General features: G+C 35.9%; 19 protein-coding genes and 3 pseudogenes. 1 reads left to right on the plus strand and 21 read right to left on the minus strand.

Annotated features, from left to right (window positions below):
- The 6 genes and pseudogenes from ABWU24_RS01245 to ABWU24_RS01270 form a co-directional block, all read right to left on the minus strand.
- Positions 1-405 (minus strand): annotated as a pseudogene (locus ABWU24_RS01245) (IS630-like element ISWpi10 family transposase); the annotation flags it as partial.
- A gap of 62 nt (positions 406-467) precedes the next feature.
- Entirely contained in the window at positions 468-755 is a 288-nt protein-coding gene (locus ABWU24_RS01250; protein WP_353274303.1) for a GPW/gp25 family protein, read from the minus strand.
- Positions 756-757: 2 nt separating this feature from the next.
- A complete protein-coding gene (locus tag ABWU24_RS01255; protein ID WP_264704364.1) occupies positions 758-1012 on the minus strand; it encodes a PAAR domain-containing protein in 255 nt (84 codons plus the stop codon).
- Positions 1013-1477, minus strand: coding sequence for a phage baseplate assembly protein V (locus tag ABWU24_RS01260; RefSeq protein WP_264685225.1), 465 nt, complete (start codon positions 1475-1477; stop codon positions 1013-1015).
- Positions 1464-1940, minus strand: a complete 477-nt coding sequence (locus ABWU24_RS01265) for a hypothetical protein (protein WP_264685224.1) — start codon at positions 1938-1940, stop codon at positions 1464-1466. Before ABWU24_RS01265 ends, ABWU24_RS01260 begins: the two co-directional genes overlap by 14 nt.
- Entirely contained in the window at positions 1937-2443 is a 507-nt protein-coding gene (locus ABWU24_RS01270) for a phage tail protein (RefSeq protein ID WP_264685223.1), read from the minus strand. Before ABWU24_RS01270 ends, ABWU24_RS01265 begins: the two co-directional genes overlap by 4 nt.
- A 324-nt stretch (positions 2444-2767) precedes the next feature.
- On the opposite strand from ABWU24_RS01270, the gene ABWU24_RS01275 reads away from it, so the two are divergent.
- A complete protein-coding gene (locus tag ABWU24_RS01275) occupies positions 2768-3790 on the plus strand; it encodes an IS110 family transposase (protein ID WP_070357039.1) in 1023 nt (340 codons plus the stop codon).
- A gap of 185 nt (positions 3791-3975) precedes the next feature.
- Here the strand turns inward: ABWU24_RS01275 and ABWU24_RS01280 are convergent, their stop codons facing one another.
- The 15 genes and pseudogenes from ABWU24_RS01280 to ABWU24_RS01350 form a co-directional block, all read right to left on the minus strand.
- On the minus strand, positions 3976-4236 hold the full coding sequence (locus tag ABWU24_RS01280) for a hypothetical protein (protein ID WP_341815862.1): 261 nt from the start codon (positions 4234-4236) through the stop codon (positions 3976-3978).
- Between the two features lie 109 nt (positions 4237-4345).
- On the minus strand, positions 4346-5350 hold the full coding sequence (locus tag ABWU24_RS01285) for a major capsid protein (protein ID WP_353274305.1): 1005 nt from the start codon (positions 5348-5350) through the stop codon (positions 4346-4348).
- 37 nt (positions 5351-5387) lie between these two features.
- Complete coding sequence (locus tag ABWU24_RS01290; RefSeq protein ID WP_010082142.1) at positions 5388-5759, minus strand: head decoration protein; 372 nt, start codon at positions 5757-5759, stop codon at positions 5388-5390.
- A 74-nt stretch (positions 5760-5833) separates the two neighbouring features.
- The gene (locus tag ABWU24_RS01295) at positions 5834-6895 is read right to left on the minus strand and encodes a S49 family peptidase (RefSeq protein WP_006280203.1); all 1062 of its coding nucleotides are present in this window, start codon (positions 6893-6895) and stop codon (positions 5834-5836) included.
- On the minus strand, positions 6892-8310 hold the full coding sequence (locus tag ABWU24_RS01300; RefSeq protein ID WP_012673196.1) for a phage portal protein: 1419 nt from the start codon (positions 8308-8310) through the stop codon (positions 6892-6894). The genes ABWU24_RS01295 and ABWU24_RS01300 overlap by 4 nt, the downstream gene beginning before the upstream one ends.
- Before the next feature lie 102 nt (positions 8311-8412).
- Complete coding sequence (locus ABWU24_RS01305) at positions 8413-8694, minus strand: type II toxin-antitoxin system RelE family toxin (RefSeq protein WP_010962706.1); 282 nt, start codon at positions 8692-8694, stop codon at positions 8413-8415.
- The gene (locus ABWU24_RS01310) at positions 8685-8945 is read right to left on the minus strand and encodes a hypothetical protein (RefSeq protein WP_012673197.1); all 261 of its coding nucleotides are present in this window, start codon (positions 8943-8945) and stop codon (positions 8685-8687) included. Before ABWU24_RS01310 ends, ABWU24_RS01305 begins: the two co-directional genes overlap by 10 nt.
- Positions 8946-8985: 40 nt before the next feature.
- Positions 8986-9219: a gpW family head-tail joining protein gene (locus ABWU24_RS01315; RefSeq protein ID WP_010962704.1), complete on the minus strand. Its 234-nt coding sequence runs from the start codon at positions 9217-9219 to the stop codon at positions 8986-8988.
- Between the two features lie 3 nt (positions 9220-9222).
- On the minus strand, positions 9223-11046 hold the full coding sequence (locus tag ABWU24_RS01320; protein ID WP_012673198.1) for a phage terminase large subunit family protein: 1824 nt from the start codon (positions 11044-11046) through the stop codon (positions 9223-9225).
- Positions 11043-12020 (minus strand): annotated as a pseudogene (locus ABWU24_RS01325) (ankyrin repeat domain-containing protein); the annotation flags it as partial. The gene ABWU24_RS01320 and the pseudogene ABWU24_RS01325, both read right to left, overlap by 4 nt.
- Before the next feature lie 23 nt (positions 12021-12043).
- Positions 12044-12876, minus strand: a protein-coding gene (locus ABWU24_RS01330) for an IS5-like element ISWpi1 family transposase (protein ID WP_264374449.1) whose coding sequence is annotated in 2 segments (ribosomal slippage) — positions 12044-12507 and positions 12507-12876 — 834 coding nt in all. Because the reading frame shifts where the segments join, the coding sequence is not laid out codon by codon here.
- 57 nt (positions 12877-12933) lie between these two features.
- Positions 12934-13443: pseudogene (locus tag ABWU24_RS01335) on the minus strand (ankyrin repeat domain-containing protein); the annotation flags it as partial.
- Between the two features lie 3 nt (positions 13444-13446).
- Positions 13447-13926, minus strand: coding sequence for a hypothetical protein (locus ABWU24_RS01340; protein ID WP_006280180.1), 480 nt, complete (start codon positions 13924-13926; stop codon positions 13447-13449).
- Between the two features lie 13 nt (positions 13927-13939).
- Complete coding sequence (locus ABWU24_RS01345; RefSeq protein ID WP_353274307.1) at positions 13940-15154, minus strand: DNA modification methylase; 1215 nt, start codon at positions 15152-15154, stop codon at positions 13940-13942.
- 103 nt (positions 15155-15257) lie between these two features.
- Positions 15258-15719, minus strand: a complete 462-nt coding sequence (locus ABWU24_RS01350) for a crossover junction endodeoxyribonuclease RuvC (RefSeq protein ID WP_341823232.1) — start codon at positions 15717-15719, stop codon at positions 15258-15260.
- Positions 15720-15892 lie beyond the last annotated feature (173 nt).

Raw genomic sequence — 15892 nt, forward strand, 5'->3', positions numbered from 1 at the left:
AGAAAACTTCATCCTTTGTATCTCACGGTGCACTGTTGATTTGCTAATGTTTAGGCCAAATTCCTCTGAGATTTTTATTTGCACTTCCTTAATAGTAATATTTGGATTTCTTTCTACCCATATTTCAATTTGCTCACGTTGATTTTTGTTTAATTTGCTTTTTCTTCGCCGCTGAGACGGGGAAAATAATCTTTCTACTCTACCAAATTTTAGATGCTTTATCCATTCAGTCAAAGCAGTCCTTGAAATTTTACATATTCTTGCCACAGCGCTTATACTACTTTCTTTTCCTGCTATCACCGCTTGTAACTTTTTTGAAACATATGCGTTATTTCTGACCTTTTTTAACATTTCTTTCGCCAAATTTACAACTTTTTCGTCTAATAGTTTTGACCTTAATGCCATTTATACCTCTCTATTTTATCTACTTTAGTATCACTTCTTTCCCATTATTGTCTATCTGTTCTTTATATAGTGGGAATTGGTATTACTTTTCCTTCTTTCACCTCTGTTATTTTTACTTTTTCTAATTTAAATCTTTTTTCCCATTTCCCTAAAGCTTCTGCTGTTGCTGCATATATCTCAAGTGTTAAATCTCTACTGATTGGTTTATCCACTAATTCAAATAGTCTAGACCCATAATCCCTTCTCATTATCCTACTGTTAATAGGAGTGGTCAGTATATCAATTATTGATTGTTTCAGATGTTCTATTCCTTCTAATTCTTTTCCTGTTTTGGAGTCCATCCCTTCCATTTTTAGCCTGCAAACACGTTTTCACTGCCTTTTATTACTTTAAACCCACATGAAACTATATCTCCTACTCTTCCCGCTCCAAACCCATTTGCAAACACTGTTTTTGATCCTTCAGTTAATGCTCTTCCTTCACTAAATTTGTCTCCTTGTCTGCACATTGGCTTACCATTTACAGAAACATTGTTACTCCCACTAATGCAAAAATGCGGTGTTACTTCTACACAATAATCTCCTACTCGTACAACCGATTTATTCATTTAATTAAGGTTTATTCTATCTGCTTTCAGTTTTATTTCGCTCTTCGTCATCTCTATGCTCGATTCCCCAGCTTTCAGTGTTATTTTGTCTACTACTTCAATCTCTAAATGATGCTTCTCTTTATCATATAACAATCTTGTTCCATCCTGAAACTTCACACTATTTATTTCTTTTTTATCCTCTGGTGCAGAGTATTTTTCCTGATATATTCCTCCTAATACCACTCCTAATGATAGTTCACCAAGAGGAGAAAATACCATTACTTGTTCATCGATATCTGGTGGAGACCAATTTCTATCTTTTCCTGCTTTGCTTGTTATCCATGGTAAATAATCTGTTAAAAATTCTCCTATTTTCACTCTTACTTTTGCTTTTTCACAATCTATTTCTTTTACAACTCCTATACGGACAATATTGGCTAATTTCCTCTGTAATTCTGCAATCGCAAAATTATTCTCTAACATTTATTTCACCGATTTCTATTTTGTGTGGCATAAATTTTCCTTCTTTCCAAATAGATCGCCCTACGTGTATTGTATGCACCCATTCTACCATCCACACAAGATATGCATCTAATTCAGGTCTAAATTCGTCAACTTCTGCAGAGATAAATTCTCCTGGTGAAACATTTTTTACGTTCCAAGTATTTTTATCTACTACTTTTGCTACTTCTGCTGCTAATGACCTGACAATAATAGCTGCATTTTCTATTGTGCTATCAATCACAATCCTCGCTTCAAATCTTGCTTTCAGCGCTAATTCTTCTGTTCCAGGATCATGTCCTTTTTCAAATCCGCTAAGTTCCACAAACACCGCTGGCGCTACTAATTCCTTTCTTATCGATGGATAAATTTCACATGTCTGTATTGCTGGTATTTCTTTCTTCAGTGTGGTGCAAATTGCGTTATGCAAATCTTTAAAATTCATACACTTCCTGTAATATAACTTAATTCACGTTCAAAAAATTTTGTAAATACTTTCTCAACCTCATAATTAACAAGATTCCCTATTATCCTTGAAGCCTCAGGTTCTAGTGGCAACTTAACTTCCTTTATTGGCAATGCTGCCCTTCCTTCACGTTTAAACATACCGCTATTTCCTTTTGGCATAACTGCTGCAAATCCTCCTATAAACTCATGCTTTCCTACTTTCGATCCTCTTCTTGTTTTTTGTATTTTGCCAATTGCCGATGCTTTAATGTCATAGAGATTTGCTCTAATTAACACTTCTAATCTGCTAGTTTTCGCCTTAAAAATTCTTAATCTCTTTCTTATCAAACTTAATTTTACCTTCTTTTCCTCACTGATTTCCTTAGCTGCTTTTGATTTTAGCCATATTGCTGTTTTGTTTAATGCACTCACTGTCGCTTTTTCCACTTTTTTCCTTTCAGCATCTATACTTTGTATAATACTACCGGTGTTAATACGCATTTATACTCCTGACGCTCGAATTTTCCATACCATTCCTGAATTATCTTGCAGCGGTGGAGAATATACTTTATATTTACGGTCACCTATAACAAAAATATCTCCTTGTATCTTGTCAAAAGCATCTGATGTTTTAAGCTTAAGCATTAGGTGGAGAAGGGAAGAACTTTGAATATCTCCTTAGATATAAAATCTGTGTGGTAGACAAGAGTTCCCTTCTCAAAAGTATAGGCTGAACGGTATCGTAGAAAGACCTAAATGTTTATAATTCTGTATCCACAAGGTTAGCCTTACTTTTCATTTTAATAGTAACGTATGGAGTTATATATGATCAACAACTTTTTGGGTATAGACATATCAAAAGATCGCTTTGATGTTTCTCTTTCATTCATAAGCAACAAAGGAAAACGTGAAACCAGGAAAAGGAGTTTCAAGAATAATGATCATGGGTTTCAAGGTTTACTGAGCTTTCTACAAAAGCATAATGTAGAACAAGTAAAAGCCTGCATGGAAGCTACTGGTTGTTATAGTGAAGCCTTAGCTGAATTTCTACACAATACTGGACATTTTGTGAGTGTTGTTAATCCAGCTTGTATAAGATTTTATGCAAAAAGTAAGCTTATACGACAAAAGAATGATCAGACTGATGCAGAGATAATTGCCGATTATTGCCAAAGACAGGAACCTATTCGTTGGGCACCACCTTCTCCTGAGTTAAAGAAATTAAAGCATCTTTATCGTTGCTCGGCTGCGTTAAAAGATGAATTGACATTAGTAAATAACCACTTAGAAAAAAAAGAGAGACTGCCTAAAGAAGTTGCAAATGCTTGGGAAGACCTTGCAATGAACATAAAACAAAAAATAGAAAGAATAAAAAACTCCTTACGTGAACTATTAAATAAACACAAAGAATTGTTGGAAAATTTTCAACTTCTATTGACCATTCCAGGAATAGGAGAAGAATCAGCAGTAGCTATTTTGGCTGAAGTTCCTAACATAAAAGCTTTCAAGGATGCCAGGCAATTGGCAGCATATGCTGGAGCTATACCACGAAATATAACGTCAGGTACGTCTGTACATGCCAAGCCCAGATTAAGTAAATCCGGTTCACGAACATTATGTAAGGCAATGTACTTTCCTGCCATAGTAGCTAAGAATCATAATCCTACTATTATGACTTTTTGCAAAAGGTTAAAAGAGAAAGGCAAGCATAACATGGCCATTGTGGGAGCTGCAATGCGTAAGTTACTCCATATTGTTTTTGGTGTTTTAAGGTCAAAGAAGGCTTTTGATCCAGATCATATCAAAAACTACAGAGCTAGGAGTTTGGCTGAAAGTTTAGTGCTTTAAAATCAAAAAACGCTCCAATTATGTAAAATAGTATCTTACACAAATTTTGTAACTGGTTAGTGAATATGTTGATAAGTAAATTAATTTTATACGTACAAAAAAGCGGAAATTTACTTATCAACATATTCACTAACTATAATCTGTGTACCGTTACACAAAATGTGAATTGGAAGTATTTTTTAATTTTATGATACAGCTTGAACAATTTTTGTAATTTTTTTGTTGACTTGCAAGACGGTATCTACAATTGGCTGCAGTACATCAAACGCACTTACTTCCAACACTAAAGTTTCTCCTACAAATTGCCCTTCACCAATCTCGTATAATTTATCTGGCTCTTGCTTTAATACTTGTACCATGTACGCCTTATTTTTCGACTCATACAAAGCTAACTCTCCTAAATGGGCAAAACAATCTTTAAATAATCTCTTTATATTTTTCTGCATACCATTTTTTCTAAAAGTCTTTACATATTATTTTAAACATATTGCATATCTTATATTTTTATGGTATATTTTTAAGGTCATAAATAGAGTTTTCTATGTGGGGACCCTACTATGTTGTTACTATTTTCGCTAAAACGGCCGGACGATGGCACATTGGCAGAGGATTTGACTGCGTATGTAAATCGGTCCCTCTATCAAATCTTCTTGGCTCTTGTTTCGCGTAAAGTGGCTGTCCAAGAGTATTTACTGTCTCATTAAAGTCTGCTGGTGCAAAATACGTTGTAAATGTGCTCGCTGTTCCTAGTGGAAAACAGTTTCCACTTTCTCTTTCTATAAATCTTCTTACGGTTCCTTCAGGGTCGGTTGCTTGCCCTCTATACTCTTCAAATGTTATTCCACAGAACGTAAATCCTGATCTCATGTCATTCCTCAGCGCTGCTCCTTCTTGCCATCTTTCATATGCCTCTTTCACTTTACTATGCGAAATTAGTGCATCAAAAAACTCTGGACTTACCAGTGCATGAATCCCCGTCATATATTCACCACTTAAATTGTCCTCAACATGGCGCAATACTTCCAGACACTTACGCTTTACATCGGTTGTCGCAGTCCCCAATGCAAAATTTACTACTTTTGGTGTAATTTCAAATTCGTTGTAAAGGTTTAATAACTCCGACCCATCAGCATCAAGAATGATTCCCTTCAGCGCTCCCATTCTCAAATGTTCTAACGTTATTGCGTGTTTATTTCTCATTAGCTGCAAATGATCAGTTATTACATCTGCCAATGCTTTCAGTTCACTTTCTGACCCAAATGCCCTTATTCCCTGTACTTCCTCAGGCAACACTACGTCATCATGTGGTATATGTGGAATGGTAAAAGTTCTTATTTTTCGTTTTCCACGTTTTCCTACTGTTGCTGGTGCTCCTGGTAACTGCGTTGGTAGTAAACTTAATACTCCATTTTGCTCCTCTATAGTAATATGTCTAAATCTTACTGACCTACTTGGAAACAAATTTAAATTTTCAACTCGTCCATAATTTATCGGCAATATATTTATCGCATTTGTTAGTGCCGTCATGCTAAATGCTGTATTTGTAAATGGATTTTGCATTTTTTCTTTTCCCCCTTTTGTATTTTTAATAGTTTTTTTAAGCTCCCTTGCGGATAATGATCCCTCGTCCTTCAAGGTGCTTTATTGCTGCAGTTTTCTGCTCTTCAATGATATTTGCTGGCCATACAACTGCATGATCTGCTAGTATTGCACCACGAGCAATAATTACTCCTTTACTATTTTCCTTTGCGTTTACATCGCTTGCTATCACTCCTATAGCCGTTTGTGTCCCATCTGTGGCAGTTGGATTTAAAGCTTTAATAAAACCATCTTTAGTATCATAACCAACTACTTTTCCCAGCTTTAGATTTTGTCCCTTGGCTACTGTTATTTGATCTCTTGAATATAGGTTGGACACTTCATATTTCAGAAGATCGCCTAAATTATTTCCTTCAGTTATACTTATCATGTCTTTTTCTCTCCTTTTTTTATTTTTTTACCGCCATATTTGTGGTTGTTATACACGGCGGTTATACACATACTTTAAATGTTTGATTGCGCACGACTTTTCGCTACCTGCATCATCAACTCTTCTCCTGAATTCTGTGGTATTGCACTTAGTATTTCTGTCTTCTTCGTTCGCTCTGCAAGTAACTCCATTAAAACTTCCCTGGCTTGCTCAACACTTACGCTTTGCTCAATAAATTCTCCTATCTTTTCTGGCATTCGTGATAAGTTACATAAACGTATTAATTCAAGAACTTCAGTACGATACTTAGTTAAATTGTCAGTTTCTAGGTCATTTGTAGTTTTTTCATTCATAGTAATATCCCCTTTTTTATTAATAGATTTAAACTCTGAAAGAATTGTAATTCCATCTGCAAGACCTATTTCTACTGCTTTCTCGCCAAAATATAGCCCTGCTTCTGTTGATTTTATTGCCTCTACAGAAAGGTTTCTATTGCGTGCTATTAGCTCAACCAGCATTCCATATAAACGATTCACTTCGCTTTTTAGGCTTTCTAAACTCTCAGAAGTTATTGGCTCATGTGGATTTAAATCATTTTTTCTACTTCCTGCAAATACTGTCGTATATTTTATTCCCTGTTTTTCATCAAACCCACTTTGATCTATATGACTTGCTATTACTCCTATGCTTCCAACTCCTGAAGTTCTAGTTACCAATACTTTTTCAGCACTTGATGCAATTGCATACGCCGCAGAATACGCATCATCATTTGCTATTGCCACAATCCTCTTTTTTCTCCTTGCTTGGTAAATAAAGTCGGAAAGGTCGAATAAACCGTTTACTTCTCCTCCGGGGCTGTCTATGTCCAAAATTATTGTTTCTACTTCTTTATCTATTAAAGCTTCTTCTATCTCTTCACTTATCTTCTCATACGATGTCATCCCCAATACATCATCAAAAACTTCTGACTTTTTCGTCAAGATTCCATGTATTGGTATTATTCCTCTTTCACTATTTCTTACCGCATGTTTTATATTTTTAAAGATAGGCTGCTTTCCTGTTTGTAGTGACAGTAATTCAAAACTCCTTGGTTCTACCATTACACATCTGTTTAGCCATATCGCTTGGTTTTTCATATTATCTCTTGATTAGTAGTAACGTCGGAATCAAAACTTAAACCCAAGGAACTAGCACGTCTTTGATCTTCTGCAATTTCTTGGTCTATTTCTTCTACATCATAACCTAGCTCTGAAACCACTTCTGATCGACTCTTAAATCCATTTCTTACTGCCATTTGTTGTGCTTGCTGGTCTTTTAAAGGATCCACCCAATCAAATCCCTGTGGTATCCATTTTACTTCTTCTTTCGCTGCTTTTGCTACTTTTTTATCTATACTCAGTTCTCCACAGAGTACTGCTAATTCTAGCCATCTACTCCATACTGGTCTGCAAAATTGAAATACCATAATGTTGTGTTGCAGCATAGCACATCTACGACGAAACTCTATTAATCCTGCTCGAATGGATGAATAATTAACGCCCGTTAAATCTCCTGTTAGTTGCTCATATGTTATCCCTGTGCCTATTGCTATTGCCCTCAGCTGCTGTCTCATGAATGCTTCATAACTTCCTCCTACATCAGATGGCTCTGAAAATTTTATGTCTTCTCCTGGGTCTAAAAGCTGCATTGTTCCTGGCTCTAAACCTGATAGTGCTACTCCTTGCTCATTACTTTCACCTTCTCCTAAAATATTTGCTTCAGGATCGAGCCTTGTAATAAACCCTGCAAACATCGCTGCTGTCTTTTTTCTCACTAATTCTGCATCATCATATTGATCAAGTTCATAGAGCTTTAGCAGTATACTCGAAAGCCATGGCTCTCCTCTAATTTGCCCAGGTCTTAATGGTCTATAAATATGTAAAACATCATTTGCTGGCACTCTCACTGATTCACCAAATGAGCCTTCACCAGGGTGTTCTTTAAATAGGTAATATGCTTCTCTTTGCCCAAGCTTGTTAAACTCAATCCCGTTTCTTATTACATTACCATTTCCTAAAGTTTGATTTGTTTTATTATCTAAATGTTCAGACTCAAGTACTTGCAGTTGTAATGGCACAGAAAATCTATCTTCCAGCTTTCTCGTTCTTAAACGTACAAAACATTCTCCTCCCTCTATCATACTTCTGCATACTAGAGCTTGTAATCCATAAAAATCACTTACTCCGTTACTGTCTGCTTCATCTGTCCATCTTAGCCATAATTCTTGCACCCTCTTTCGAAATTCCCCATCCCTTGCTTTTGATTGCGGTTTTATTCCTGTTCCAATAGAGTTACTTACTATTGTATCAATAATATTTGCTGCATATGGATTTTTTCTCACCATATCACGTGATCTACTACGTAAAGTTTCAAGGTTTTGAGACAGCAAATTGTTTATACTTCCTAACTCTGGTTGAAAGTGAAAAAATCTTCTTCCTGAGCCTGCAGCATCCCAGGCTGAGCTTTTTATCTTTGGTTTGTTAAATAGTTGTTTGAATGATTTTAATAACATTTTGCCTCTTTGATTATGCAACAAGTTGTTGCACAATTTGACATTGAAAAATTATAGCAAGTTGCTAGAGAATTTGGTCAACAGATTGTATGTAGAGAGTCATTACTCTGGACTACGTTTATAAATTTCTTTTCGATGTCCTATTGCTGCAATTTTGACCATGTGCTCTGAGTTATCTATTAAGTATATGACTCGATAATCGCCAACACGCAACCTAAAGTAGCCTACCCATTTATGCGATAAAGCCTCACCTACTTTATCAGGAATAATTGTGAGACGTTTTTCTATAGCTTTTTGCACCCTTAACCGTATTGTTTTCGGAAGAGAAGGAAGATCTTCGGTATCTACACCTTCTAAATAACCAATTTGGTAAATTATTCCCACTTGATATCTTCATGTCTAATTATTTTTGCTCCAGGAACATTACGTTTAGCAGCAAGTTCAAGTAGAGCTATTTCTCCTTCATCCATTTCGTCACCTTCAGATAGTTTACTTACCTCAAGTTCTTCTTCTACTAGATCTTTTACAATTTCTTCAATAGTTCTATTTTGAACTTTTGCCATTTCTGTAAGATACTGAGCAAATTCCCCCTCAAAATTTACATTAACATTAAGCCTTCCTTGACTTTGATCCATATTATTCACTGTAAGATATCAACTCTAAACTATAACATTTTTACATAATTTTGTCAACCCCTTTATTTGTTGAAAAAACAATTTTTCTCTTTGGCTTCATACCTGCAATTTTCAATTCAGCCTTAATACGTTGTCTTAAGCTTAGTAAATCATTTATATCTACTTCAGCATATCTTACAACATGGTCACCATATGCAATTGATACTACTCGCTCTCCGTTTTGTAGTTTCTTTATCGCTTCTTCGACTTGAATTAGATAATCTTCGTTATACATTTACTACTCGCTGATCCATTTGCTTTTCACTATTTTCTTTGATTTTTTACTTTCTGGTTTTTCACTTAAACTATTCCATTTACTCTCTGGCCATCTATCTATTCCCAGTGCTATCGATGCTGCTCTTGCATAAATCCTACAGTCTAATACTTCATTTCTTTCTCTTACCTTTTGCCACTCTTGTTTGGTATAACCTTTTACTACTTTGCTGACTAATTGCTCTGCCGTTAGCTGCTTAAAATATTCAGGTGCATACTCGGGAAAATGACAGTATCCTGCTGGAGCTTCTTCACCGTCCTTTAAAACATTAAGTAATTGAAAAAGCTCTGACTTTAATATCGATACTCCTACTGGCCAGAGCTTTATTCCTCTTTTTAGCTTTTGACCACCAACTGTTATATCTACTCTACTTGGGCTGCTAAGTGGTACTAGAGCTTTATTTACACCTTTCACTGCCATTACTCTTCCAGAGCCTTGATGACCTCTTACCCAATTGTATACTTCTTGTGTCGCATACCCAGCATCAACCGCCATCATACTTATCATGTATTCAAGACCATTTTCACCGATAAAATGATGATTTAAGAGCTCAGAGAGTTTTCCCCATACTTCTCCTCTTCCAGTATCACCTTCAAATACTCGGTATTCTATTGACCAACTTTCGCGGCTTTTTCCCCATGCTACAACTTCTACTTCTAAACGATCTTTTTGGACATCTACTCCTGCAGTAAGCACCACTTCTCTCCTAGGTACTGTGCCTACGGGAAAAAATTCTCTCCTGTTAAATAATTGCTTCCAATCTGGTACTTCTCCTTTGTCTACCCAGGTTTCTCCAAGCGTAGTATTTATCCATACTTTTAGTAATTGTTCACTTTCTTTTGCATGAAGAAAATCTTCTACTGCTTGAGTCCAGCTATACCAGCCTACTGGACTATAAAGACTTGAAAGATGAAATCCTTTTTTCTCACCTTTTACTCTATTAGTAGGTCTCCATTCTCCACGCTCAAGCATCTCTGTCTTTTGATGATTTTCTATTTTGCCGCTACATTCAGTGCAGACATAATGTGCTGTTCTTGAGTCGTTGTTTTCCCATTTAATTTGTGACCATTTTAGAACTTGATAGTAATTACAATACGGACATGGTACAAAAAAGTACTGCTTATCTGTTGCTTCAAATTCTTTCTCAATTCTGCTTATTCCATGAATCGTTGGTGTTGATACTAAAAAAATCTTTCGCCGTGCAAATGTATTAGTTCGAGCAATACTGAGCAGCACTGGATCTCCTTCACCACCTGAATCTCCTGGATAGGCGTCTATTTCATCAAGAAAGAGATATTTTACTGGCATAGATCTCAGTGCTACACTGCTATTTGCTCCGGTTATTACTACTATTCCACCTGGAAATTCCTTACTTTGTACAGTATTGCCTGAGTCTCTTGACCTTGGGTCTTTTACTTTACTCTTTAAACATGGCGTACTCTCTATTAACGGCGCAAATCTTCCTTTTGACCAACGCTTTCCCATTTCAACTGTTGGCTGCACAACTAACATTGGACCAGGAGTCTGATCTATAATATAGCCTATCCAATTGTTACCAGCTTCTGTTCCTCCAATCTGCGCTCCTTTCATGAATACTACTTTTTCTGCTGGTGAGGACGGAGAAAGTGAATCCATGATTTCTTTTAAATAAGGAGTTCTTTCTGTTCTCCATTTACCTGGCTCTGATGCTGCAGTTGGCGCTAAAACTCGATACTCATTCGCCCACTCTGACACTTTAAGTAGTGGATCTGGCTTTAAACCTTCAGAAAAAGATGTAGCATATATCATATCGCTAGCTCTTCACCATCATTAGATGATACCTCAACATCACTTAAAATAGAACTGCACTCACTTGTTTTCTCACTTTCGAGTTCAATAAACATTTTCTTTTCAAGTGCTTCTTCTATGTACTTCTGAGTTAAATTACTCATTGCTATTGCAGCTATGAGCGCAACTATTCCCACCATTACCGCAGCTATAATGTTAGGGTAAATTCCCACTATCACTATTGCACATACTGTTATAGAAACACAGACGATATTGATATATTTCTTTATTTTTTTGTCTGCTATTTTCCTTTCTTCAAAATATTTATTGCTCAATAAATGAAATGTTGGAAAGTTCTTCTGTCTTCCAAATAACACTATTTCCTTCTCTTTGCTCAGTAATTTTATTAATTTTGCGTTGTTCGTTATTATTGCATACTGAAAAACATCCGTGGCATCTGCTCCTCTCTTTAGCAACAACTTTACTACGTTAAAGTGACCATGCTTTACAGCAACATAAATTCCCGTTTTTCCACTCTCATCTACAGCATCTATTTCAACTCCTTCACCAAGAATACCGTCTATTAGGTCTTCATATCCTTTTCTGGCAGCTAAATGAAGCAAACTGTTTTTATCAGCTCCGTATCTATTACTTGCTAAAATCTTTACTATATCTAATCTATTTGCTTCTTTTGCATAACAAAATGGTGTCTTGCCATTATCATCCTTAATTAAAGGATCTATATCTTCTCGCGTTAGTAAAACTTCTATTGTTTTCAGCCTTTCAGCATAATGTAGTGGCGTTTTATTTTCATAATCTTGTAAGTTAACCCCAGCATTAGGAACATTTATTAAGCATCTTACAATATCTAAACATAAGTCCCTTTCGTCGTAATTACTACTACTTATAGCTACGTGCAAAGAAGATAATTTCATTGCATTTCTGCCGCTGCCAACTACATTAACATTCGCACCAAGATTTGAAAGTAATTTTAGAGGTTGTCCGGAAACTAGTAAATTCAAGCATATTCCCTCTTTAACATAACCCTACTCATAGCTAGGTATATGAAATTCTCAGTGGATGTTGTGAGTAAATCATACTCCTTCGATAGCCTTCTATTCCTATTAACCCAAGCAAAAGTCCTTTCTACAACCCATCTTCTTGGCTGTACTTTAAACCCTTGTTCTCTTGTTGGTAGTAGCTCAGGTGGCGTATCTTTGTGCACCCAAAATCTACATGGAGGCCTTTTAACAATTTCAATATCTATGTCATATTCTTCCTTTATGTGATTCTTTAAATTTCTTCCTTGGTATCCCATGTCAGCCCACATTTTTTTAACTTTAGTATATTTTGTTCTCATATTGTTTAATGCTATTTTAATACCATCTCTATCATTTTCGTTAGCAGCGCCTACGTAACAACCTAGTATAAAACCCTGAGTGTCTGTAATTATATGCCTTTTTCTACCCTTTACTTTTTTACTTCCATCATAGCCTTTGATCCCCCCTTTTCTGTAGTCTTTACAGATTGACTATCTACTATACAGGCACTCGGCTGCTCATTCCTTCCTATTTTTCTTCTACTATATTTTGTAATTTCATAATTCATTTTCTCAAAAATTCCCTGCTTCTTCCATTGCCTGAACTGCTCATACACAGTCTTCCATAGCGGAAAATCATTTGGTAAATACCGCCATTGACACCCTGTACGCAATACATAGAAAATTGCTTCTAATATTTCTTTTTTGCTATACTTTGGCAGCCTTCCTCCTTTCTTGTATGATACTCTGAAGTGTTTTTCTATTCTTGCCCATTCCCTTTCGCTTAGATCTGTTGGATACTTTTTTCTCATCTTTACCCCGTACTAAAATTTCAGATATTATAGCCTTTTACTTGTTTCCGGACAACCTCTTACTACTCCTAGCTTCTTGTTGTTTACTGCATAATGAATTGCTGCATGATTTCTCGCATCAAGAACATCTTTGTCCGCATTTCCTTCTCTAATTAAAATTTCTACTATTTGTTCATGCCCAGCTCCTGCCGCTAAGTGTAACGGTGTATGTAGTAAAGCATTCTGCTCATTAACATTAGTCCCTTTGTCGAGTAAAAACCTTACAGCATTTGCTTCATTCAACATCGCAGCTAAGTGAAGTAAGCTATCTTTCTCCAATCCATATTTGTGATTGATTAGTGCTTGTAATATCTCTTCTCTTGCACAATCCAGCGCACTTTTACCATTATCATCAGTGATCAGTGGATTAATATTTTTCCTATTTAGTAAGAGAGCAACCATACTAAGCTCGTTAATTTCTACTGCATAATGTAGTGGGGTTTTCCCATTTAATCCTCTAACATTTACATCCACTCCTGGTTGATTAATAAGACACTTTATTAATTCTAAACTTAAGTTAGCAGACATTATTTAAAACTTAATATTAGATAATTCTTGTAATGAGTTTGTAATCTCTTCGGTTAGCGCCATATGAATCTTTTCAGTGTCACTCAGTGATGCAAGCAGTGCTGAAACTCTATTTGGAATATTAAGCAAATTATTACGGACAACTCTTGCTACATTAAATGCATCGCGCTTTACTTCCTCTACTGCTACAAGTTCACCAATCTCAGCCTTAGCTTTCGCCTCAAGAAGTTTACCTCGTTCCATTTCATTTTTTATTCGAGTTTTTAGCAACATCGTGGAAAGGTTACTTGTATTTTCGTTTTCTGGATTTTTCCTCCTAAGTGGCTGACTTGGATCTCTTATTGCCGCTACTGCTTCATTTGCTTGTTCTCTATTTACCAAACCATTCTCCAACTCAATTATTCCTTTTTTTACTAAATAACAGACATATTGCTTTGAAACTCCTATCTCTCTTGCCCATTCCGTTTGTGTGATCTTTTCCACTTCTTTTGCCCCTTTATTGCTGTTTTTCTTCTTGAATTTGTGCAAAAGTTTTGCCAGTACCAGAAAGAATTGCTTCCCTACCTGTGTATACTTGCCAACGTTTTATCGTTACATCTACAAATTTTGAATCTAGCTCTATTGTTCTGCAAATTCTTCCTGTTCTCTCACATGCAATCAGTGTGCTGCCAGAACCGCTAAATGGATCAAGTACAGTATCCCCAGGTCTGCTGCTATTAACTATTGCTTTCTCCATTAGCTCTACTGGCTTCATTGTTGGGTGCAGTGAGTTATGTATTGGCTTATCATAAAACCATAGATCACTTTGATTTCTACCGCCATGCCACTCACGTTTATTGCCGCTTTTCCACCCATAGAGCATTGATTCGTATTGTCTTTGATAATCAGATCTTCCTAGTGTAAAATGATTCTTTGCCCAAATGATGAATGTTGACCAACGACCACCTGCTTCTTCAAATACTTTTTGTAACGTCGAAAATTCTGATGATGATGTACAGATATAAATTGCACCTTTGGTGTATGCTAAAATATGAGTGCAAATATCATAGAGAAAAAGTTCGTACCTTTCACCTTGATTATCGTTTAATATCTTTTTGTCTTGACTGCTACCGTAATCAACGTTATATGGAGGATCACATACGGTAATATCTGCCATTTTATCGTCTAATACCGCTTTATATGATTCAACTACAGAGCTATCACCACAATAGATTCGATGATCACCTAAAATCCATAGATCACCTGGCTTTGTTATTTTTACCCTTTTTTCATCACCAACCAAGTCAGAAAAATCTTCTTTTTCACTATCTAAATCATCAAGGAAATGTTGAACTTTTTCTAATTCAAATCCAGTCATTTTAAGATCAAACTGCAAATCTTCTAATTCTTGAATTTCCACCTTCAAAAGATCATCATCCCACTTTGCCCAATTAGCTGATTGATTTGCCAGTAATCGAAAAGCTTTGGTTTGTGGTTCATTTAAATTATCACTTAAGACCACTGGAATACTCTCCATACCAAGTTTTCTTGCTGCTTTAAGTCTTAAATGACCATCAACCACAGTACCATCACTTTTTGCAACTATTGGAATACGAAAGCCGAATTCCCTGATTGAAGCACACATTCTGTTGACTACATCATCATTTTTACGAGGATTACGCTTATATTCGACGAGGTTTTCAACAGGATAGTAGTGGATTGCTAAATTCATATCTTAATAATTAAAAAGTTAATATTCAAAATATCTCTGACGCTAAAGAAGGCCTGAAGTCTGACCCACCAAACCCGCCATTATGGCCGAAAGGACCCACTTTTTATGGATTTTTCATCTTATTAATATCTTTACTGAAATCCATAACATAGAACATTAATGCTAAAGCATCAGATTCATTATCATCTTTAGGCAAAACCCCTTTTTCCTTTACAGCTTCAATAACTTCACTCTTACTTGCATTACCTTTGCCTGTTATAAAGCGTTTTATAGTTTTAACATTAACACCTTGGTAGGGAATATTGTTCTCTTCACACCAAGCAGACAGCACTGCAAGAAAACCACCATAGCAATGAGCTGCATCAGTTCCTAGATGTCTTCTTACTTCCTCAAAATACACTGCAGTGAACTCATGTTTCAAAGAATTAAGCCAATTGTGAAAACTTAAAAAACACATTCCACCTCCACTGAAACGGCTACCATGAAAGCTTTTGCTTCCACTTTCAATTACTCCATCTGTTAGAATTGCCCAGCCCGTTTGTTTGCCGAGATCTAGTGTTAAGATTGACGTACAAAAACTCCTTTGTGTAATTAAAGTTCAATGCCCTGTATAATATATATGTACGATGACTCGCAAATTCGTCCGCAATTTTGAAAAAAAATTAAAAAAAATTTCATATCCTGCCATTTGAGTTTTTTTCATCTTTACTTATCTTAATAACTATTTTACATAACTTA

The sequence above is a fragment of the Wolbachia endosymbiont (group B) of Hofmannophila pseudospretella genome, from assembly GCF_964028515.1.
In the GTDB taxonomy this organism is placed as follows: Bacteria; Pseudomonadota; Alphaproteobacteria; order Rickettsiales; family Anaplasmataceae; genus Wolbachia.